Annotated in this window: 13 protein-coding genes; 6 read left to right on the forward strand and 7 right to left on the reverse strand. The window is 36.6% G+C overall.

Going from position 1 to position 22,275, the window contains the following annotated elements; all coding sequences use genetic code 11:
* Nucleotides 1-59: 59 nt before the first annotated feature.
* The 5 genes from ACNRYB_RS17990 to ACNRYB_RS18010 all read right to left on the reverse strand — a co-directional run bounded on the left by ACNRYB_RS17990 (nucleotide 60) and on the right by ACNRYB_RS18010 (nucleotide 4,334).
* Nucleotides 60-353: a DUF6520 family protein gene (locus ACNRYB_RS17990; protein ID WP_473728194.1), complete on the reverse strand. Its 294-nt coding sequence runs from the start codon at nucleotides 351-353 to the stop codon at nucleotides 60-62.
* A 96-nt stretch (nucleotides 354-449) separates the two neighbouring features.
* Nucleotides 450-1,961 carry a MauE/DoxX family redox-associated membrane protein gene (locus ACNRYB_RS17995; RefSeq protein WP_473728195.1) on the reverse strand — a complete coding sequence of 504 codons (1,512 nt, stop codon included), beginning with the start codon at nucleotides 1,959-1,961 and terminating at the stop codon, nucleotides 450-452.
* Nucleotides 1,962-2,182: 221 nt separating this feature from the next.
* Nucleotides 2,183-2,623: a hypothetical protein gene (locus ACNRYB_RS18000; protein WP_473728196.1), complete on the reverse strand. Its 441-nt coding sequence runs from the start codon at nucleotides 2,621-2,623 to the stop codon at nucleotides 2,183-2,185.
* A 197-nt stretch (nucleotides 2,624-2,820) separates the two neighbouring features.
* Nucleotides 2,821-3,882 (reverse strand): DUF932 domain-containing protein, encoded by a 1,062-nt coding sequence (locus tag ACNRYB_RS18005; protein WP_473728197.1) that lies wholly within the window; start codon nucleotides 3,880-3,882, stop codon nucleotides 2,821-2,823.
* Nucleotides 3,883-3,911: 29 nt separating this feature from the next.
* The gene (locus ACNRYB_RS18010) at nucleotides 3,912-4,334 is read right to left on the reverse strand and encodes a single-stranded DNA-binding protein (protein ID WP_473728198.1); all 423 of its coding nucleotides are present in this window, start codon (nucleotides 4,332-4,334) and stop codon (nucleotides 3,912-3,914) included.
* A 900-nt stretch (nucleotides 4,335-5,234) separates the two neighbouring features.
* Here ACNRYB_RS18010 and ACNRYB_RS18015 point away from each other — a divergent pair.
* A complete protein-coding gene (locus ACNRYB_RS18015) occupies nucleotides 5,235-7,490 on the forward strand; it encodes a hypothetical protein (protein ID WP_473728199.1) in 2,256 nt (751 codons plus the stop codon).
* Between the two features lie 29 nt (nucleotides 7,491-7,519).
* Entirely contained in the window at nucleotides 7,520-11,293 is a 3,774-nt protein-coding gene (locus ACNRYB_RS18020; RefSeq protein WP_473728200.1) for an nSTAND3 domain-containing NTPase, read from the forward strand.
* A 104-nt stretch (nucleotides 11,294-11,397) separates the two neighbouring features.
* On the opposite strand, the gene ACNRYB_RS18025 is transcribed toward ACNRYB_RS18020, so the two are convergent.
* Nucleotides 11,398-11,676, reverse strand: coding sequence for a hypothetical protein (locus ACNRYB_RS18025; RefSeq protein WP_473728201.1), 279 nt, complete (start codon nucleotides 11,674-11,676; stop codon nucleotides 11,398-11,400).
* Nucleotides 11,677-11,768: 92 nt separating this feature from the next.
* Nucleotides 11,769-12,923 carry a hypothetical protein gene (locus ACNRYB_RS18030; RefSeq protein ID WP_473728202.1) on the reverse strand — a complete coding sequence of 385 codons (1,155 nt, stop codon included), beginning with the start codon at nucleotides 12,921-12,923 and terminating at the stop codon, nucleotides 11,769-11,771.
* A gap of 500 nt (nucleotides 12,924-13,423) precedes the next feature.
* Between ACNRYB_RS18030 and ACNRYB_RS18035 the strand changes: the two genes are divergently transcribed.
* From ACNRYB_RS18035 to ACNRYB_RS18050, 4 genes are all read left to right on the forward strand, one after another.
* Nucleotides 13,424-14,695 (forward strand): phosphoribosyltransferase-like protein, encoded by a 1,272-nt coding sequence (locus ACNRYB_RS18035; RefSeq protein ID WP_473728203.1) that lies wholly within the window; start codon nucleotides 13,424-13,426, stop codon nucleotides 14,693-14,695.
* A gap of 209 nt (nucleotides 14,696-14,904) precedes the next feature.
* Nucleotides 14,905-15,969, forward strand: a complete 1,065-nt coding sequence (locus tag ACNRYB_RS18040; protein WP_473728204.1) for a reverse transcriptase family protein — start codon at nucleotides 14,905-14,907, stop codon at nucleotides 15,967-15,969.
* Nucleotides 15,970-16,042: 73 nt separating this feature from the next.
* Nucleotides 16,043-17,347, forward strand: a complete 1,305-nt coding sequence (locus tag ACNRYB_RS18045) for a hypothetical protein (RefSeq protein WP_473728205.1) — start codon at nucleotides 16,043-16,045, stop codon at nucleotides 17,345-17,347.
* Between the two features lie 1,622 nt (nucleotides 17,348-18,969).
* The gene (locus tag ACNRYB_RS18050) at nucleotides 18,970-21,834 is read left to right on the forward strand and encodes a hypothetical protein (protein WP_473728206.1); all 2,865 of its coding nucleotides are present in this window, start codon (nucleotides 18,970-18,972) and stop codon (nucleotides 21,832-21,834) included.
* Nucleotides 21,835-22,275: the final 441 nt, after the last annotated feature.

Below are 22,275 nucleotides of genomic sequence, written 5' to 3' on the forward strand. Positions count from 1 at the left end.
AGAATACAAAAAAATGCAGTTCCATCACTGGAACTGCATTCTCCCGATTTAAAATGAACCTACTGCCCATTCATAATACGATACAAAGGCTCAACGCAATTGTCCTGGTCATCGGTTTCATAAACAATAGGCCCCGTAGTAACATTAAGTCGGCACAGCTGCGGTTTGATAATATCCGAACAGTTTACTGGACCTTGGGTACATTTGCCATTAAAGTCAGGATAATACCCCTGCTGTATGGCTGCTGTTTTACTTTTTTCTGCGCTCTGCATCGAAGTGGTTGCAAAAGCGCCTGCAATTGCCAGAACTGCAGCGGCAGCTGGAATCACATTTTTAATAAATAAGGTTTTCATAGTAATTAATTTTAAATAATAGTCTGATCTACTTTTTTCTACAGGTGTTCGATCTGCTTCCTGAAACCGGCCGGTATATCAATAGTATAAAATGATTCATTTAAATTCTTTTTTAAGAATATCTTTCAGCTTGTATATTACCAGATCAGTGCCAATAAGGGCGTATAAATTATCGCTGTCTGCAGCAAAACAGCTCAGCTGGCTGCTTGAGGTATGATATATGGGAAAACTGAGACGGTACGTACTAGTATCTAAATCATAAACATCAATTATAAAAGACTTCTTCCAAAGCTTTTGATTCTCATATCTTCCTTTTACTATGGAATGCACAAAAAGCAGGTTTCTATAGACAGCCGCATTGGCATTTACCACAAGAGCAGGAGAAGCTACAGTATACTCTCTCCCCTTATTCATTTTTGAGACCTTAAATCTCACATGGCTAATTGTATCGATAGTATGCCCTCTGCTCAACAGCTTCCCGTCTTTATCGGCTGTAAAAAACTCATTGCGGTAATAGTAGAGATAGACTATTCTCCCAGTTTCCCTGCTGTATAGAAGCATGCCGTCCGTATCAAAGATCCCATCTCCCTGCGCCTGCAGCAGTTCCCTTTTGTAGGCTATTTTAGGGATGGAATCTGAATTGAAAATCCCCAGCACATTGGCCAGTTTTTTTGAATTATTGGACTTCAAGACAGCCTTTGTGCTGTCAATGGGAACGGCTCTTGTAAAATGGGGAACTCCAGCCATCTCCTTAGTAGCTTTCCACGTTACCGCATCGCCCCGCAAAAGAACTGGCACAATGCCGTCAGAGAGATAAAAATAAGGTTCCTGCACTGTGGCCGTAATCATTTTAAAGGGATACTTGTCCGCTTCAAAATGCATTTTTTCCAGCTTTCTGCGCTTCAGATCCTTATCTACCAGAAGCATATAGGTGGGATATTCGTAATTGCCTATATAAATTTTATCTGCTGACGTGCCTGCAATGTATTGCGAGCTGTGCCTTAAATCCACCGAATTCACGAATTCCACTGGATGCTGCGGATATCTTCTTAAGAAGGGATTATTCTCATGCATCATACTCTCTGATGTGAGGTAGAGCACTGAAACTGCCAGACAGCCCGCCGTTATTATGCCGGCTTCCAACGCAATCATTTTTCCCATTGCAATCTGATGATTTGCATTTGGGCTAAGCTGGGCATTTAATGCTGCTCCAAGTGCAGAGAGCGCCATCAGAACAACATTAAAAACCAGATGGGCGCTCCAGCTCATTTTTTCCAGTATTCCTCCGCAGCTGCAGGGCACAAAAGAACTGAAGTTTAAAATAATAAATATATAGACCGTAAACATTGCCATAATGCCAAGAGAGGCCAGCAGGGCCGCCGTTCTTAATCTCGGAATGGAGAGAAGCAGCGCTATTAAGAGTTCACTGGCTATAACAGCCCAAGATACCCACCCTGCGTGCACACTCAGCAATGGGGACTGCCCGAGCTGCACCTGAAATTTTTCAAACTCCGCCAGCTTGCTTACGGCAGCGTACACAAACAGCATCACAAAAAGAATACAGATTATCTCAACGGCTATTTTTTTGCGCAAGGTTTTACCATTCATGATTTTGAATATTTAAGTTAAATAGTTCTGCTTTTCATTTGAGCATATGCAAATTTAGATTAGCCATTTCTAACAAAGCGTTTCCAAATCATGCGTAAAATTTTTAAAAACAGGCTAACTTAGAATCCGTTTGTCTAAAAAAATAAAGACGCGCTGTAAATCGGCTAGATTTACAGCGCGTCTTGAATGCCGCGCACTATTATCCCAATATCAGCTTAACATCAGTAAGCCGACATTGCTATTTCCTGAACTTCATCAAAGCTGGCTTTTCGGTAGAGCTCATTAAGCCTGACATTGTCCTTATCCAATTTCTTAAGCACTGCGGCCTGTTCTTCCATGAGCTTCACCACTTCATCAAGCTTCTCGGGCTGCGCATTTTTCTGCGCCCAATTTTGGATTTTGCCTTGGTCTAAATCTTTGTACCCATTAAAAAATTCTCTTATGTCCTGCGATCTGCTCTGAAGCATGGGGCTTATGCTTTTATAGATTTCATTTTTGCGGATAAACTCTGCGCTTTTTGACATTTTGATGTTCAGCTGTTTTGCTTCCGCCAATTCAGCTTTGGTAAGCCTTTTCTCTTCTTCCATCGTATCGCCTGATTGGGCACGCGCGAATCCTGAAAGCAATAGCAAAAAAAGCATTATAATCTTAGTGTGTTTCATGTGTCTAATTAAGTGGTTACGGCTAATTTTAATTTTATTTCTAAATAGGCAATCAAAGAAATCAATTGCATTGGAAAGATAAATAGAAATCGCGTAAAAAAATAGCCCGAGCCAAAAAAAAGTAACTCAATTCTTGCGCTTAAAATATATGGAATGCAGACAGCATAAACTACCTGCACTCCAGATTTAAAGCATAATCAATTCTGCATTATATAAGAGCCAACCCCTTTAACAGCAAAGTCAAGGCATAAGTTAAAGGCTGCTTGGCCGCGAAGCTGCGCCGTTCCTCCCATTAAAATGGAAGAAAGCTTTGCCTCATCATCCTTATATTTTCTCACATTCTGAAAATAGCCCGCCACGGCATTGTAAGCCCCAAATACTGTCCCTTTGGTTGTAGCTGTCTGCTGGGTGGGATGAGCCATCGCATATTCGAACGCATTGTCCACCATATTATTGAAACAGGCAGAGAGCTCTTCGCTTCGCCCTTCCTGCAGCTTTTTAAGCACTTCACTGCTGGGAGCCATAGCATGCTGGATCAGTTTTTTAACCTCCTTATCGGATATGCGTGCCTTTGTCCAGTAGTTAAAAACAGCTTCCAGACTGTGTGCCAATGTATCTGATATCCCCATTACTTTATGCGCCTGCTCCAAACGGTCTTTAGCATTTGATGTGTGGCGGATGCGCACCGTATTGGTTTTAGACTGCATGGCAGCGTTAAGCGTATTGGCGCATACGATTCGTATCGGCGTAAAAGCTGCCGTAATGCTTCCGCTCCCGTCATGCGAGGTGCTGAGAAAAAGATATTTCTCGATCAGATCATCCTTTCCCACGCGGATATAATCGGGAAGCTTAGCCGTGATAAAGATCTTCTCACCGTTCCCAAGAGCGCCAGCGGTTTCATATAGGATGCCGTCACCGCCCACTATGCTGTCAAAAAACGAAAATGCATCCCTGTTCTGCACGATATGGTAATCTTTCCCCACAACGCCCAGCACAGTATCGGTGTCAGTCCGCACCGTACTGCAGTAATCTGGAACATCCAGCCTGCCAGCAGTTATAAAGTCCTGCGTCACAATCGGAGCTGAAGGCGTAAAAAGCCTTCTTTTCTCCACTTCAAAATCCAGCCCCGCATGAGCTATCGCCTCAGCGCTTGTCGGATATTCTTTCACTGTCTGCCCCAGATTGTGCCAAGGCTTTTCCTTCACGCTGAAAAAGCTGTGTCTTCCTGTATTATCATTAAAATAAATATGATGTGCCATGATTTCTGATTTTTAAATTAAGCACGCCGTTAAAAAGGCATTTCATCCCCAACTTTGCCATTATCCTTTTTAATGGCAGTTCTGCCGTTTCCTTTCTTAGCAATACTGGCGCTTTCGCCTTGATCTTCCTTATCCGCGCTTCTTTTGGCAAAAGCCAGAATATTGAATGCATTGACATGAAAATCAATGCTTCCGATTGGATTTCCATCGTTGTTTATATACACATGCATGCCCAACCTGCCGCTCAACAGCACAACAGCCCCTTTTTTAATCCACTGCCCCGCCTTCATGCTTATCCAGTACGAGCATCTGATAAACGTTGCCACCTCCTTATACTCTGAACTTCCCGCAGGCTTATAGCGGTCATTGACCGCTATGGTGAAGCTCAAAACCTCTTTCTCGCCCACCCTTCTTATTGCCGAATCCCTAGTAACCCTTCCTGTAATTTCCATAACCTAAAAATTTAATAATGAATAAATAATTGCCAGCCGACCAACCGCTCATGATTAATCCAATGAAACATTTAACCAATAGCCATGCTCAGACTGCCTGCTTCCCTTAACTCCCGCTCCGCCTTTAAAAAATTTGTTTTCAAAAGAAAAACGGAAAAAAGAAAGCAAGAGACCAAGAGGCAGCTAAAGGACGCGGAATGCTATAAGTCCCGAAGGGCGGATGGAAAGAGAGTGGAATCCGTTATGCGCATACAGCAGACTTGCTGGCGCTATCTTGGCTGCCTTTTTATCCGTTTCGAATGAAAACAGAATCTAATCCTCCTTTACGGAAAACCGTACCAACGCGTGCAAATTAAATTTTAGATTTACTACCCGGTTATTTATCAATCAAATTTGATTTAGAGAATCAAGAAATTGTATTATTTCAAAACAAATCCTGATATTATTTTTGACAAAGCGCGCGTAATACAAGATAAACTCAACAGTGTATTATATATCAATCAGTTTTTTGAAAGACTAGAGCAGTACGATATTATTATAGAGAACAAAAAGGAAATCCTAATTGGATAACGCCATAAAATGGTTTAAAAAACTAAATTAAGTTAACAATAAAAAAGCTTCACTAAAGTCGAAGCTTTTTTTCTTAAACAGCTACAATTGATCTTGATAGCTATGCCATCTTTCATATATTAATAGACCCAGATTTAGTTATTCGTCTACATAAAGTCTTAATTATTTGGTCTATTTTTATGTAAAAAAAATATTCCAAGCTACATTCATTATTTTTTAAACATCAATTAGTAAAAACAGCTAAGAAAGTAAGATTAATTTTATATAAATTTGACTATAGTCTTTACTGCTTAATTTAAACAATTTTTACTAACAAAAAATTACTATTTAATGGATTCATTTAGTGTCTGCCTTACTCTGGTTTCAGTTTTATTAGGGATTGCTTATCCCATACTTATTCAGATAACCAGCAATGATAAATATTCATCAGAGCAAATCTTAGATCTTTTTGAAAAAAATCGATGCAGAAAACTTTTTATACCGAATTTAATTGCTGTTCTGTTTTTCATCGGCATTTATCTTTTAAAATTACCTGTGCTTTTTTCCACAGAAAATAACTTTTTAAATTCCATATTAGAAAACTCGGCAGGAATTATTGTTTTTATCTTAACAATATTTTTAATTATTAATTTTCTTCTTATCACAAATCTCATTACCATTTTTTACAGAACTTCCTCACTTATAAAACATTTAGATTTACAATCAAAAAATGTAATTGAGAAAAATGATTTCTCGTCATTTGAAGGACTGTCTGATCTTCTGCGCTGGTCCATTCAAAATCAAGATTCCAATGCTTCAAAACAGCTATCCACTTATTTTTCAAAAATGTTTCAATCTTACCAAAATAAACATGTTACCAAAGATGGTATTATCTATCCTGACAAACTTTATTTTATGGTATATCGGGCAACCGAAAAAATTGTGGGAATGGACCGTAATAACCTCCTCTTTCTAGAAACTAAGACTGCTGGAGGCACTTGGCTTCTAAGTGAATTTAAGGCTAAAAAAATCAGTACTGAAACCTACTACTGGCTTTGGAAAAATCTAGCTCTCTGCGTAAACAGTAACCGTGGGGATTTAATTTTAACTTTCTGGCACACTACACACCAATTCATTACTTTTAATCTAGACTACATCCGCCCTGATTATGCTTTTGATGCTCAAGAAATCAAAATTAAAAACAAGAAAGAGATCGATGAAAGAAATGAAGAGCGGGAGTCATTTTTAGAATTTCATTATGCACTTGGAGGCCTGCTGCTTTACAAGGACAGACTTGATTTACTAAAAAGAATATTTCACTATACAACCAGCAGTCCGCCTAATTATCCCCTACTTCCAATGCATCTTGGACAGATCTTAAAAATGTTTTTCAAATTTTTTGATCCTTATGACAGTAATTTCCCCTGGATAACGCACAAATATGACTTCCCTGGTCTTGAAGGCTTAAATGCTGATCATACCATTAAGGATTGGATCTGTCAGTACATAGCTGTTTTATTTATGAGGCAGCTTAATATGCAAAGTTTTCATGTCAACTGGGATCCCATGGATATGCCAGTCATGCCAGAATCTCTCAGGGAAAAGCGATCCTGGGCGGAGCACATAAAATATTTCAAGCCGATACTGGAGAAAGTCTTGTCCAACAATCCTACTCTTCTTGAAAATCTTAATTATAAAACAGATTCAAATCTGTATTTAGATCATTTAGATGCTGTTGAGAAATATATCTTGGAAGAATTTGAAAAAAGCCAGCAGGAATTAATTCCTGAGAAGGATAAAGTCGAGCAGTTCATGGAAACATCCTCAAAAATTTTGCGACCAGCATTTGAGCATTTTGACAAACTTAATAATGCTACTGTCACTGATCCTGGTAATTATAGATTGATATTCAATATTCAGGGATTGGTCAATATCACTTCCAAAACGGATTTCGCTGATGATGGTGTGGCGCATTTAAATTTTGATTCTTTTCTTGCAGAATCTGTGAGGCAGAATCATTCCGATGGATTTTTTCAGGTTTTCAATAACGCTGCAACTAAAAAATATGTTTTTGATCAAGAAAATGTTTTTAAGGCAGTCGATAACTTAAGCCTTGATCCTGAGAAACATATCATAATAGCTTACGGTTTCATAAATATTAATTATTATATTGAAAATTTAAAAATAACAGGATTGGAGAAGGATCACTACAACAAAATACAAATACTGTTCTTCCCTGGACGCATGTACGGCATATCCAACTCCCTTTTTATACTTGCAAAATCATCACTGCCTGAAATTGAATATGCAAATATTGAAAAAACTAACATTGACCTTTACGAAGCAAAACCGATAATTGAAAAATTTAATGTGTACGCAGCGGTTTCTGACCTTCACGAAAATACTACGTTACGATTGTTGATTGAAAATGAACCTTCAGAAAGAGATAAAAATCTTCACAAATCTGTATGGCAGGGAATCATCTTTAAAACCATAATAAAATGGAAAAAAGCTACACCTATGGTTCAAATAATTATTCAGAATGAATTTGAAAACCAAAGAAAAAAGAATGAGCTGAATGATGTTTCATCTTCTGATCTAAAATAATTGATTTACAAAATAAAAAAATACAACAGATGAATTTCATCAAACAAATTGAAAGTGCTTTAAAAGCAGTCAATGAAGCAAGATTTCAAGATCTCATAAACCATCTCCTCCACGTGCAGGGCAATACCTTCATAGGTGCTCCCGGTTCGGCAATTGCCAAGGAAAAAACGAGCAAAGGTGCGCCCGACTCCTTTTTTGAGCAGGATGGAAAGTACATATTTGTAGAATGCACGACAAAAGACAAGCTTGATGGAGCCAGGTCTTTTAATGAGAAACTGGAAAAAGATATTGAACATTGTTTTGATGAAAGCAAAACGAATATTCCAATAGAAAAAATACAGAAAATAATCTTGGCCTGCACCTCTAAGCTAACCGCAGAAGAATGTGACAAAATAAACAATAAGGTAAAACAGTTCAATCCAGAAACAGCTATCGAAATTCTTAATATTCAAAATCTGCCTTTCCTAATCTATGACTTTCCGGGATTGGCGGAACAATATTTGGGCGTCAGGATCATAAAGGGAGAAATTTATAATCTTCCTGATTTCTATGCCAAAACAGCTAAAGGTCTTCAGCCTTCACTCACGAATCTCTTTCTTGGACGCGAAGAAGAACTAAAAGAATCTATTGAACATCTACAAAATACTGATGTGCTAATTCTCCAGGGTCCTGCTGGAGCAGGGAAATCAAAATTAGCTACTAAAATTCTGGAGGAATTTCAAGAAAATTTTATTCCAATAGTAATCCAAAGTTCAGCTGTGCCTCTTTGGGATGATTTTGTACATCTGTTTCAGAACAATAAGAATTACATTATCCTCTTTGATGATGCAAATAAATCAGTCCATAACCTCATATACCTGCTTAATTTTATCCAGAAACCCAAAGCTAATAAATTAAAGGTCATCATAACGGTAAGAGATTATGTAAAGCATCTGGTGTCACAGCAGCTAAAAGATTTTTCATATAAAGAGTTAACAATTGATACGCTAAAAGATGATGAGATTGAAAAAATCATTTTGAATGTGCTCCCTAATCTTGAATATTACTACGATATAAGGAGAAAGATTGTTGAGCTATCAAAGGGGAATGCGAGGGTAGCCTTAATGGCAACCTATTCTGTGACTCCCGGTTCCGAAATCAATTATTTGGACAGTCCTGTTCTCCTTTATGAAAAATATTTTGAGAGAGTGGCGGAAGAAATTGAATCGTTCGGCAAACCAATCATTTTTAAGGCTCTCGCCATAGTTTCTTTTTTTGGAGCCCTGGACAGAAACAGCCCTAGGCTCCAAGACATACTAAAGGCAGATTTTGATGTTGACTGGGATGAGTTATGGACGGCCATTCTCCAGCTCCATGAGAATGAAATTTTAGATGTCTATTCAAATGAGATAGTGAAGGTTTCCGATCAGGTGCTTGCCTCCTATGCCTTCTATAAATGTTTTATCGACAGCACTTCAAAAAGTATTTCCTATAAAGACTGGATTGCCGCGTTTATAGGAAAATACCCGAACAGGATTAAAAATACTTTAATTGACGCAAATAATACTTTTGGATACCATCACGTTAAGGGCTTGGTAGCTGCCCAGCTGGAGAGCATAATCTCCAATGAGGAAAGCGCAGAAAAACTATATGCTTTCCATTCTCTATTCTGGTTTTACACAGGTTATGACACCTTATTGTATCTGAAAAAATGGATTGATCATCTTCCCGCAGAAACCAATCCGGCTGAAGTTAGGTTTATTTATGAGCATAACAATCATAGCAAGGCTTCCAAATATTTTGAACTGTTGGTTAACTTTTGGAACCATTCCAATGAGCTTTTAAGGCCATCAATAGATCTAGCCTTAGAATTAACTGCCAAACAGCCTTCCAGAGTTCCAGAATTTCTAAAATTCATCAACGATTACTTCAGCTATAAAATTGAAGATCTAAACGACGCGTACCAAAGGCAAAACATCCTTTTTGATGCTTTAGAAAATGAAAACCGAACTCCAATCCATAGGCAAATTGCAGTCGGAACATTCCTAAATATAGGCGAAGTTTTATTGGGAGGCCATTTTACAGAGCTTAGATCAAAAGGAATAGGCATTAAAATTGTAAATTTCAATTTATCATATTCTTCACGGCTTAACAGTTTAAGGTCCAGAATTTACGGGGTTCTACTTGAAAATTTTTACCAGCATGCTGAGCAGTCCGAGAAAATTTTGAATAAAATCATCTTTCCAGGCGGCAATATCCAAAAGCAGTTCCTCATTGATGAACTGCCATTTTTCACCAGATTGATTTCTGAAAAACTATCTGCCAACCAATACTCCCACTGTATATTTGTAAAGCAGCTTACAAAAAAAATAACAGCATTGGGGCTTAATGTTCCTGATGAATGGAGCATATTCATAAATTCAGAAGCGATGAGGCTTTCAAAACTGCTTAAAACCGACTATCTGGAAGGTAGAAATGGAAAATCCTGGCAGGAAAGAGAAGAGACAAAGAGGCAGAAAATACACAAATTCATCAAAAACAAACCTTGGAGAGAAATAGAGAACTTGTTATATTCTATCGATTCTTTATTTGCACAGCAGAAAGATAGGGATATCTATCTTATTGAAGGCGGAATATCAGAGGTCTTTATAGGAATAGCTATCAAAAGCAAAATTCAGATAAAAAAAGCTCTGTCTACCGTTTTCGATAATACATTTTCATTTTCCATACAGCCAAGGGTAATCTATTATATTGTCGCAAATAATATTTTAAATGCCGAGGAACTTGTAGAATTAATAGCAAAATCAAACTGCCACTATAAAACGACATGCATTACAGCGCTCCTTGAGGCTGTTCCTGAAAATCAAATCAATTCAGGAATAATAGAACTTTTACTGAACACTTTTAAATCAGGGGATCCAATATACATACACCGCTTAACGGATTATCTGAAATTTGAAAGCCAATTCGAGCACTTCAAAAATTCTTCTGACTGCGCAAACCTAAGAAGCCATAACATAATTACCTGTCTGACAGAAATAATACTCAAAAAAGAATCAGAAAGAGCCCATGTGCTTGGATTCCATTTCTGCCGTGAATGCCATACTTATTTCAGTAATCATGCAAATCTTCTAAAATCCGCATATATCGCTTTGAAAAAGAATGATAGGCATTTTGATTATGATGGCAAAGAGCTTGAGGCTGTTTTAAAATTAGACAGTTTCTTCTTTATTGAATATTTGGAGCAAAAGGCTGCTGACACGGATTTCTTATCATTCCGATTTGACAACTATAAACTTGAGTGCCTCTGGCAGCTTCCAAATTACAGCGAAATTATCGATAAGTGTCTTGATATAATAATCAATAAGATGCCTGTATATTCCAATTGGAAACATCCTTCTGCTGTGTTGTTCACTTTTGGATCGCAAAATGAGGAACTGCTGGAAAAAGCATCCAATTATATTTCTGATTACATAAATGCTAATTTTAAGGATTCTCAGAAAACTTTAATGATTCTGAGCATTGTCCTATATTGCTTTAACAGCAAATTCGCAGCCTTTTTGAAACAATTTTTACTCTTGAATGAAGATATAAAACTATTCAAATCAATCTGGCTTACTAAATCAGGTGTTACAACAGGAAGCAGGGTTCCGTACATACAGAAGGAAATTGAATTTATAGGTGATATTCTTTCCATGGTAAAAGGGCTTCCTGACATATTGAAGTATGCGGCGCATGTAAAGTATCTGGAACAGCATATTCAATGGCTGAAAAAAGACATACAAAATGAACAGAGAAGAGATTTTGAAGAGTATTACGATTAAAAAAATAAGCTTTGCCTGATCTTTATATTTATCATTTAAAAAAAGGCGCTTATAAGACGCCTTAATCCACAAAGGAGAATACTTCCTCTGTAATTATCAGATGGTCAAGCAGCTTTATAATTACCTCGTACGCAATCTAAAAACATAAGCTGATATAATAAATTGCATCTGCCTATAAATAGTCCCTGCTCGAAATGGGAGTCATTAAAGGTAAGCTTGCTCGTCGTAATGTTATCAAATGAAGCGAACTCCTTGAAAGTGCAATTATTAAATATAACATCCTGCTGCCCCTCAAAATCCTTTTCAATTACAAAATCGCTGAAAGTTCTAATTTCAAATAGAACATCATCAGTCTGCGAGCCATAAAAAATAGAATCTGCCATATTACAAATCTAAATACAAAAAGGAATTTTCATTTTCCAAAAGTACAGAACCTTTTGGCAACTTTCAGAATTTTCACATCACAAGGCTAATCCTACATCAATTTAAAGCCTTTGTTTAAGGTGTATCCTTCCTTTAGTTCCGTATCGTGGATAAATTTGATATAAATGTATTTTCCTTTTTTATTATGCAGCTGCACTTCGGTCTCGCAAGATATCTCACATAATGGCTTGCTGTTGGCATGCGCCTTGGTAAAGACAGTTTTGCTTACAATAGTGCACGCCTTAATCGGAGAACTGCTTATCGATTCCTTTTTTGTGCCTATACCCTTTACAACATCATAGCCATAAGTTAAGGACCAAGTCACTATTAATTGCACAAAAATATAGGATACAGCGGAGAAGTTTGCGGAATCAGGATTTGTGGTGCGAAGCACTTCACGAAGAAAATCTTCACTTATATGACCTGTACCAGACAATAACTCAAGAACTTTATTATACGTCCGCAATACGCTATCAAGAACGAAAAGAGTTAGTGGCACCGCCGCACCGATTGCGGCATCTTGCCTTATTGCTGTCTCAATATCAAACTTCACATCCGACAGATCATCATCATGCATCTCAGCAATTTCCGAGATTGCATGTCCTACATTTGTGATATAGCGGTCCATTGACTCTGTAACCATTTCTCGAATATCTATGCTATCAAGTTTGTCTTCTTGTTCTAGATTTCCAACGGCTTCACCATTTCTTAAGTAGCTTTTGAGTCTTAAAATTTCCTCCCCCTGAAGAGATACCATACCTCTCCTTGCTACATTAGTATGCGAAACCAATCTGATGCTTTCATTCAAGTTCGTATTCATCAAGGGCTGACCTGCCATAGCAGCTAATGAATTGCTCACAGTGGAGCCTTGCAATGCAGTGGCATTTATCATTTGGGCTATGTTGCTCTGGAGCATGGAAGTCTTGACAGAATTTTGATACTGTTGCATTATCGCCATGCTTCGCTCTGCTATACTACCAAAAGCTGTCTTTACTGAATCTGATGCTTTTGGCATGGAATACATGTAATCGACCATATGCGACGCATTTCCAAATACGGCTTTCAGCATCGTGGCCTCGTTGCGAGGCATTGTCCATTCGCTTAATTTAAATGAATTTGAAAATTGGCCCGTTACAGCTGCTACAACCCTCATTTGAGAATTTATTTTATCCATTTCTAAAAACATTTTACTACGGCTATCAAACATACAATATGGGTTCTTAAATTATCTTATGCCAATGTGCTCTTAGCTAATAGTAAAAAGAGCAGTTTCTGCAGATCATAAAAGTACGAAGAAAACATTTAAACAGCCTTAAATAAAATCTCCTTGATTATAAGAATCGCCAAATTATATTTGAATTAATAAAATCTAGCAACTGCATTTAAAATTGGCTTATTACTGCAAAAATTCCCTATATCAATTACAATATGCCAGACTGCAATATCAAGTTCAATTCAATTTGACAAAATATGATGGCCTTTTTTTGCTAAATGCTATTTTAAAATTTCATATAATTGTGTTACTTTCAAAATCTGAATGCGATCCTATGATGACAGACAGAAGCTCCAGCTGTAAATTGGCAATTTGATTCGCGAATTTCAGATTTTATCAAGTTTTGCATTTGGACTCTGCTGATCTGTAACGTACATAAAAGTTATTTTTTGTACATAGACAGCTGGTTTATTTATCATTAAAATTTTCATTAAATGCCATTTAAAATAGATATCGACAATACGGAACTTGAAATTTTATCAGGAAGGCTCAAACATGCAGTCAGTCCGCTTGAAATCCTAAAGTGGTTAGGAAATTTCGAAGAGTCAGAAATTGAGCTTGCAAAAAAATTCATTTCTAATCTTACTCTGTATACAACTTTTGAAATTGAAAGCACCTTAAATGATGCTTTCAAGCATTTATTTCCTGATAATCTTCCCGACGGACATAGACTTATCGTTAATTCAGTTGGGGAATTTGGCAAAAGCGGAAGCATGATTACTTACTTTTTTCAGAAGACTTCCTTTTACAGCCACAATTCTGACTTCATACAGCTTACCAGCAGCTTGCCGAATGTTGAATATGATGATGAACATACTTATTCGCTCATCATGCTGGATGATTTTGTAGGTTCAGGCGATTCCATAAGAGATTACTGGAATATCAGCCGTGAACACATGACGGCCTTTCAAAAAATATATTTAATTGGAATTGCAGGCATGGACAAGGGAATACGAAATCTAAATAGCCTATTTGCAGAAATAGTTGTACCGAAATCAAATATTTTTAAGAAGGCCTTTTCTCGTGACGCCAGCTACTTTGGCTATCGGAAGTACGCTCCATATAGGGACCTCGCATTTAAATATGGAAAAATACTAAGTCCCAAAAGAAAAAAAATTGGCAAAATAAAGAAGTTTGTTAATGCATTGGGTTATGAAAATTCTCAGGCATTGGTATCATTTGCATACGGGAGCCCAAATAACACTTTGCCGATAATATGGGCCAGCAATGATAAATGGATTCCTTTGATTCCCCGATTTTCCCTCGATAAAGTGGAAATAGCAAGAGAACTCCGAAAGAATATTTCGCATGAACTTTCAATCCTGAAAGAATATGGCAGCCAAAATCTGCAAGAGAGCTTTTTTACTTTCAAAGTAAAAAAAGGGCAAAAAGAGTTTTCAACAGTTTCAAGCACTGATTTTTCGATTTACAGCATCATAAAACTTTCAAGAGAAGGCTTCCTACCTGTCAATATCTGCCATAAACTGGGAATCATGCAGAAAGACTATGATGACTATATTAAAAAAGGGGCCTCAAAGGGATTGTTCGACCAGCAGGGCAAATTAACAGACTTTGGACTGAATCTTTTCTATGATGCGAAAAAATGCATTAATAGAAACAAAAAAATGCTACTTTTGGATTCAGAAATCAATTTTGAAATAAAGGAGATTCAATATATTCCCAAACAATTTAATGGAAGGTCATAAATGGCAAGCAGTTTCAAGTCCAATTTATAGATTCAAGACTTGATTTCCTGGATAGTTATCCAAGAATTTAGTGAAGTCACTTTTCAAACTTCACTGCACAAAATCCTCGCAAGCTCCGGTTCGTGCAGTGATGCTGTCGCCGAGTAAATAAAAGAGTTGCCATTGTGACCATTCCGTTACAAATCAAATCAGCATTTCGAGAAAAAAATATGTCTAATATTTCCCATTCAAAAGAATTTCTTGAAGATATAAAACAGTACGAAGAACTATTGGCAGGAAAAGATCTGCCTGTGATCTATTCTGTACCCCACCTTTGCATGCTTGCTGGAGTCAATATCCAGCAAGTGGTAAATTTATGTGGAAGTTCAAGGAGCTATTTTTACAAAACTTTCAAATTAAGGAAAAGGAAAGGTGGCTTTCGTCTTATACATACTCCTGAAAGCGAGCTAAAATTCCTGCAGAGATGGATATTAAAAAATATTCTTGAAAAGCAACAGTCGCATGAGTCCTGCAAAGGCTTTGATTTAGATCACAGCATTAAAAGCAATGCGGAAATGCATTTGAAGAAAGAAGCAATTCTAAAAATTGACTTTTTAAGATTTTTTGATTCTATAGACGAAAAGCAGGTTTATCGAATTTTTAAAACTATTGGCTACCACGGAAACGTCGCTTTTGCAATGGCAAAAATTTGTACCGTAGTCCCGGACAGATTACTTTTAGATTCACTCAAAAACCATGAAAAACACCTAAAAAACCATATTGAAAAACATAGGATCGGGATACTTGCACAAGGCGCACCAACTAGTCCCAAACTCTCCAATCTATTTTGCCTCAGTCTTGACAGTAGACTAAAGAAACTTGCAGAGAAGCACGGCCTAAGCTACTCCAGATATGCTGATGATCTTACTTTTTCTGGAGATTACGACACTTTAGCAAACGTAAAAAAAATAATTTACAGGATCGTCAGAGACGAAAAGCTGTTTGTAAATCTATCTAAAACAAAAATTCTAAAAAGAGGAAGTCCATTTTTCGTAACCGGGCTTTCTGTAAATAATGAGACGGTAACAGTGCCAAGAAAGAAGAAAGTGGAAATCGAGCATCATCTTCACCATTGCATAAAGAATGGGGTAAACCATCATATACTGAAATCCAATATTGCAAATAGAAATTTTAAAGACTGGCTCTTTGGAAATATAGCTTTCGTATATTCAGTGGAAAAAGAACTAGGAGAAAAGTACTTTAAAATGTTCTATTCAATCCAATGGCCAATCTGATATAATATCTAAACATCATATTCTTTTGCGGGAATATGTTTCTTAAACTCATAATAGCAATCAAGTTAAAAATATGGATGACAAAGGAAAATTAGGAGAAGAATTTGTAAACGAACTGGCATATAATTCACTTTTGAAATTCTGGTGCTATCCAAGTCCAAAATTTGAAAACGGCGACAAAAAAGAGATATGCGATCTACTGATTATATTCCATGAGACTGTTATAATAATTTCAGTCAAAAATTATGAATTCAAAGGAAAATATGAAAGGTACTTCAACAACACTATAAAAAAAGCAGTAAATCAGATTCATGGCGCTTGCAAAGTCTTATTTGCGACACCAGAGCTTATCATAAAACATCCAGAAAGGGATAAGGAAATTTTTCCCCGTGAAAAAATAAAAAAAGTTTTTAGAATTGTGGTAAATCTCGGAGAAGGCGTCAGCTTTTATCCCTTCAATGCACTGACCAAAAACAATGATTATGTAACACTTTTTGACAAATCTTCATTTGAAACCATCATAAGCGAACTGAATACGATACCTGATTTTACAGAGTATCTTGAAAAAAGGGAACAGGTCTTTAAAACTAAAAACACGATTATTATCCCTGGAGCTACATCTGACTTTACAGATGCCGCTAAAGAAGAGCTCTTCACGATTGGCATAGACCCTGACAAGGTTACTATTCTGATCTCGGGAAGCGAAAAAGATCTTTTGGCATACTATTTTAAAGGAGGCCACAATTTTCCAAATGTTCTCAAGAAAAATGAAAAACAAATGAGCCTACTAATTGACAGGGAGTGGGAAACTTTTGCAGCGACTCAAGAAAAAAAAAACAGAGAGGAAGCTGATAAGGTAAGTTATTTTATAGACGACCTGATCAGAGACGATATCCTTGAAAATAATACTTTAAAAAATCTGCCAGCAGATAAAGTAACTGTGGCAAAAAAACTGCTTTCATTCAGTCGCTTAAAAAGGCGTAGCATTGCAGCACGTTACTTCTCTTTTAAAGATCATTTCAAAGGTTTTAAAGGTTCTATATTACCAAGCAATTTCATGGAAATTGATGGTGTTGGCATTTTATTCATGTACTACCCAGATGATACAGATTTAGAACGCCTTCATTTGCTCAAAGAATATGCAATTCTATGCTGTTTCATACAAAAAAAATTTCCTATTACAAGTTTAATTCTATTATCAAGCAACAGCAGAGAAGAGATAGAATTGGTATATAGAGAAAAGTTTACTGAGTTATCCTCTAAAGAAAAAGCATTAATAAAATTGATAGAAGATAATAGAGCTAATTCAAAGCAGAAAATCATATTTATATCTGAAGAGGAATTTCCGATGCGGAAACCTAATCCCCTTTATTCATAAAAGATAAGATTCGTTGAAATACAATTAATTTATAATTTTTACAAAGCTATTTTTATTATGAAAAAAAACTTACAAAAATATCATTAGTAATTTATTCGATAATTCCCTTAAACTACTATTTTCAATTAATAAAAATAACATCGATCAGTCAATATAATTAACTATTTTGTAAAAATTAAGAATATCCTTTTTAATTTTTTTATATTAATAGTTTTATGGAAGAATCGTGGCACTTTAGTTTTTAAAAACTACAAACCCAGCAAAATCAACACATTACAACTTTAGGTTTGAAACTGTATAGTAAAGATCCAACTCCTGTTTCACTAATAGTTCATTAACTCTTTTAAGCCATATTCAAAAATAATCTACACTTTAAAAATACTTTCCAATCAAGCCAACCTCCCCTTCGCCGGCCAAAACAAAAACAACAATAAAAAAATCTAAAAAAAACAAACACATAACTAACTAACTAACTAACTAACTAACTAACTAACTAACTAACTAACTAACTAACTAACTAACTAACTAACTAACTAACTAACTAACTAACTAACTAACTTAGAATAAAAAAACTCTTTAGATCAGTGGCTTGCTGCTTTCAAAGCACATGACAAAAATATTTTCAAAGTAAATAATTATAAAAACAAAAAAAATTAGACTTGGAAATAAACAGCATCGGCGGACTAAACCCTCTGACACCAACCGAAGAAAAAGCTTTAAGCGATTTTTTCCAGAAGAAAAAACTAATAAAAAAGAAAACTGAAAAAAAGAAAGCAAAGCTTAAAAATTAGCCTGCAGCACAGCGGGTTTGATCTTCTGAGAGCTATCAGCTTAAAAGACGCAAGAATTTATCTGCTCCAAATCCTCTGCATTTTCATTTTGCAATGCAGCTTCATTCTTATACGCTATACTATTCTGGAAACAAAAAACAACCAACAGTACTGAGATAAATCCTGAAGCCAATACTCAAAAATAATATATCGAAAGCTCCAGATTTCTCTGAAGCTTTTTTTGTTGTATCGGAAACATGACTCAAATTATAATCTTACCAATCTTACTAAACCATCTGCAATCGAATAACTGTCAAATATACTTCCCCAATAAAATCAACCGCATTCTTTTCCCAACTACCCCCTCGCCAACCAAAATCAAATAGAAAAACTAATAAAAGAAAAACAATCACAAAAAGGAAGAAAGAAAGATTCTTCCCTCCCTTCTCCAATCACAAACCGAATCCAACCGCCTTTCTGAGCTACGTCTTACAGTTATTGTCGTCTTCAAAATTAAATATCTCCGACACGGTAAGCTCTTTTGCAGTTTTCCTTGAATATCCGAGCTTGTATGGCAACAGATTAGTCCTGTCTAGAGCCAAGCCTTAAACTCAAAAATTGCAAATTTATATTCTCTTTACGCAGTTTAAATTGCTAATATGCAAACCTCCCCCTAATCTCATGCATCACCACCTTAAATAAACATGGCGCCAATACTGTAAAAATAATAAAACAGTATAAATACCTACTTTTAATAACTAATTTATTACTAAAATTGTACTAATTTTCCAATATTGCATCACGAGCATACACTTGCCTAAAAAATTTTCTTTAGCCACCTAAATCTGCACCATGAAAATTAAAGACTTTTACGATCGCGCAATTCTAACGGTAATTTTACTGCTACTGGCACCATTTAATATATTCTCTCAAACCGAAGGCGATAAAACGCCGCTGGCTTTACCCCCTTACAACCTCTACTATCTGAGCAGATACATTCCCACAAATCTTGAGGCCCAGCAATCAGACCTGGTTTATGACGCGCTTATAGCCTGTCTAGGAACCAGCAAAGCCAATGAGGCGCTCCAAAACTATCACAGAGCATCCGATGCGGATAAAACACGCGACTTTCTGGGCGCATTTCTTGACAACAGGACAAAAAACATAGAAATAAAAAAACAGGAGATGATTACAAACCTAAAATCGGGAACTTTCATCATTTACAAAAATATGCCTGTACTCGAGAAAAAGTATAATGTTTATGTCGCTAGGCACGCTGAAAAAATGAAAGATATCGATACGCTGCAAAGTTTGGAAAAAAGAAGCGGAGCCTATATCAAATTAGGAAAAAAAAGCAAGGAGCTGCTCGGAAGAACAGAAGATTCCATAAAAAAAGAGGCAATACAAATTACCGATAAAATTAAGGAAATCAAAAAAAATGATTCCATTGAAAAAGTCCAATATGACGAAGAAGTAGTGCTTTATGTAAACAGTCTGCCCTTCTATCCAAGCGGGAATACCGCCATATCCGGCAATCTTCAGTCCTCCGAACAAAAATACAGCGCAACGCAGATTCAAATAAATTCTTTCGTGCAGCCCATAGAGCAGAGAGCCGGGACAAATTCCATAAACATACCAAGCGAATCTGACCTTATTAATGCCATGGCTATTTTCCTTGCCAAAAGGGCCCAACAAGAGGCTGCAATCTGGTTTATGGACCAGCTGAGAGAAAACATGAATAATCCCCTGATCTTTGAGGCTTTTCCCGAGACATTAAAGCTCATAGAAGGCCTTGAAGATTATAAAACTCCCAATTTCAGCGCTTCTTGGAGATATGCAATTTCTTCTGATTTTGTCAGAATGCCTAAGAATCTTGCCGCATCCGCATGGGTTAAAAACCTGCTATTTGAGGAAAACCCTGAAAAGGCCGCCATTTTCTCAAGCTGCGTAAATTTCAGCTACGATCTCAACAGGCTTGTTGCCGAAAAATACAGCTACAGAGACATCATAAGATATTTTTATACAAACCCTAATTTTGACTATAACGGCAGCACTTCCGACCTGCAAAAAAATAATTCCTTCCAAAAGGCTTTAAACAGATCGGTGTCCATGCTCTACATCCTGACCAATGAATTCTTCAGTATCGATTCGGTAGGAGGCGAAAAAAATTTCAGGTTGCTTTCCTATGAGGAAATCAATTCCCTTAACGAAAATCAGCTCATTGCGCTTGGCCAGCTTGTAAAAGCCAAATATGGCGACAGATTTGATCAAGGAAGTGCTTTTTTTACCCCCGTTTTTATCGCTTCAAATAAGGATAAGATATCAAAATGGCTGGGCAATATGCTGCTGTCTTTAAGCCAGTTTGACAAAGTCAACAAAGACTTTCAGAAAGCCCTTGAAAACAAAAACGATCTCTCCAACTACGGCTTTTACAATATCTGGCAGATTGCTTCCCAAATTATAGACAATTTAAACTATAAAAATTATTCCTTTTCCGGTCCGGCAAATCTGAGCAGCCTGCCAAAAGATTTCGACGTCTCGCTCATCAAAAACAGCATCGGCATCTATGACCATATGCAAGCCAAAAACTATTCGGCTGCAATTAAGGGGCTCACGGGCGTAATTGAAAAAATTTCCGCCAATGCAATAAGCAATGATTTTTACATGCAGGGCAAAAAAATTTCCTTTAAAGCAGACTCTTTTGTTGTTGTTGAAAAAGGAGTGCAAAAGCACATAACATTGAATTTGTCCGGGAAAAAGCTGGAAATTAAAATAGATGGCGATTCCAAAAATAGCATGACCATCGAAAACTTTATAAAAATACAGCCTTTTTTGGGTTTTGTACGAAATGCAAAAAAAGATTACAATTATGACCTTATAACAAAACTGGATACTTCCTTTAATAAAAGGCTTTCTGATTTCTGCGATCACCTAAAATTGGACAAGGACTCGAAAATAGCCTTTTTAAAAGCGCTGAGTCTTTACGAAATTACTGATGTTGATGTAAATTCAAAACAGCTGTCCTTAAATCGCAATAAATTGGCATCTTTGTCCACTTCCCAGCAAAATTCTGGCAGAGATAGTGAAATTACAAATAGCGATCTTGATAAAGCAAAAAATAAATATCTGGACCAGCTGTTCAAACTTACTGCTTTCTTCAGCGATATTTTGGCCGCGAAAAATGAGCAGGATTTAGCAAATGTGATTGATTCGCACGCTCTTCCCCCAACATCCTACAAACTCAAAAGAAAAGTCAGACAATCAATCGATCTTAATGGGTATGTCGGCGCGCAAGCTTCCAAAATTTTTCCAAATGGCAAAGATTCCTCATTGGAAAAGCAATATACGGCGGGAATAACCGCACCTATAGGCTTCGCCTTTACATGGTCTGGAAGAGGGCCAAAATCTGATAATTTTGGTTTCACCGCCGATATTATCGATCTGGGAAATATTGTCAACCATTATCTGGTTTCACCAGACGCAAACTATCCTAAAGATGTCCATTTTTCAGAAGTTTTCAGTCCTGCCGTAAGTGCCATCTACAGCCTTAGGAAAACGCCATTTGTCGCTTTTGCCAGCGCCAAATTTCTACCTTTAAAAGCATCTAAATCCGAAACAGGCATATTGGTGAACAATAAGACATTTGACGCTTTTATACTGAGCATCGGCATAAAAATTGACATACCGCTTGTCAACTTAAAAACAAGAGTCGATTGATTTTAACCCGCAGCAAGAAACGAATCAATTTTCAATCTCAGTTTAGCAATAATCTTCAGGTATACATTTACAACATATATTTCGAAAAATAATTGAAAGTAAAAATAAAATAGCTTTAGAGAAAGCTTAAGACCTCTATACAGTGTGAACAGGAGTCTATTCCATTCTTGCAAATTTTACTAAATCATCTCCAATCAAAGAAACCTAAAAATAATTCTCCATTCAAATAAACGCCCCTTTCCAACCAACCTTCCTCTCGCCGGCCAAAATCAAAAAACAAAAGAAAACAATCTTAAAAGAAGAAGAAGAAGAGAGAAAAAGAACGAAAAACAATCCAAAAGAAAAAGAAAAAACACATTAATCAAAACAAAACTAACCAACTAACTAACTAACTAACTAACTAACTAACTAACTAACTAACTAACTAACTAACTAACTAAC

The sequence above is a fragment of the Flavobacterium sp. CR10 genome (assembly GCF_055814415.1).

Excerpts from the sequence above, each read along its gene's own strand:
- ACNRYB_RS18035 (WP_473728203.1), top strand. The coding sequence starts at position 13,424 with ATGCCATTTAAAATAGATATCGACAATACGGAACTTGAAATTTTATCA.
- ACNRYB_RS17995 (WP_473728195.1), bottom strand. The coding sequence starts at position 1,961 with ATGAATGGTAAAACCTTGCGCAAAAAAATAGCCGTTGAGATAATCTGT.
- ACNRYB_RS18005 (WP_473728197.1), bottom strand. The coding sequence starts at position 3,882 with ATGGCACATCATATTTATTTTAATGATAATACAGGAAGACACAGCTTT.
- ACNRYB_RS17990 (WP_473728194.1), bottom strand. The coding sequence starts at position 353 with ATGAAAACCTTATTTATTAAAAATGTGATTCCAGCTGCCGCTGCAGTT.
- ACNRYB_RS18025 (WP_473728201.1), bottom strand. The coding sequence starts at position 11,676 with ATGGCAGATTCTATTTTTTATGGCTCGCAGACTGATGATGTTCTATTT.
- ACNRYB_RS18040 (WP_473728204.1), top strand. The coding sequence starts at position 14,905 with ATGTCTAATATTTCCCATTCAAAAGAATTTCTTGAAGATATAAAACAG.
- ACNRYB_RS18020 (WP_473728200.1), top strand. The coding sequence starts at position 7,520 with ATGAATTTCATCAAACAAATTGAAAGTGCTTTAAAAGCAGTCAATGAA.
- ACNRYB_RS18050 (WP_473728206.1), top strand. The coding sequence starts at position 18,970 with ATGAAAATTAAAGACTTTTACGATCGCGCAATTCTAACGGTAATTTTA.
- ACNRYB_RS18000 (WP_473728196.1), bottom strand. The coding sequence starts at position 2,623 with ATGAAACACACTAAGATTATAATGCTTTTTTTGCTATTGCTTTCAGGA.
- ACNRYB_RS18030 (WP_473728202.1), bottom strand. The coding sequence starts at position 12,923 with ATGTTTGATAGCCGTAGTAAAATGTTTTTAGAAATGGATAAAATAAAT.
- ACNRYB_RS18045 (WP_473728205.1), top strand. The coding sequence starts at position 16,043 with ATGGATGACAAAGGAAAATTAGGAGAAGAATTTGTAAACGAACTGGCA.
- ACNRYB_RS18015 (WP_473728199.1), top strand. The coding sequence starts at position 5,235 with ATGGATTCATTTAGTGTCTGCCTTACTCTGGTTTCAGTTTTATTAGGG.
- ACNRYB_RS18010 (WP_473728198.1), bottom strand. The coding sequence starts at position 4,334 with ATGGAAATTACAGGAAGGGTTACTAGGGATTCGGCAATAAGAAGGGTG.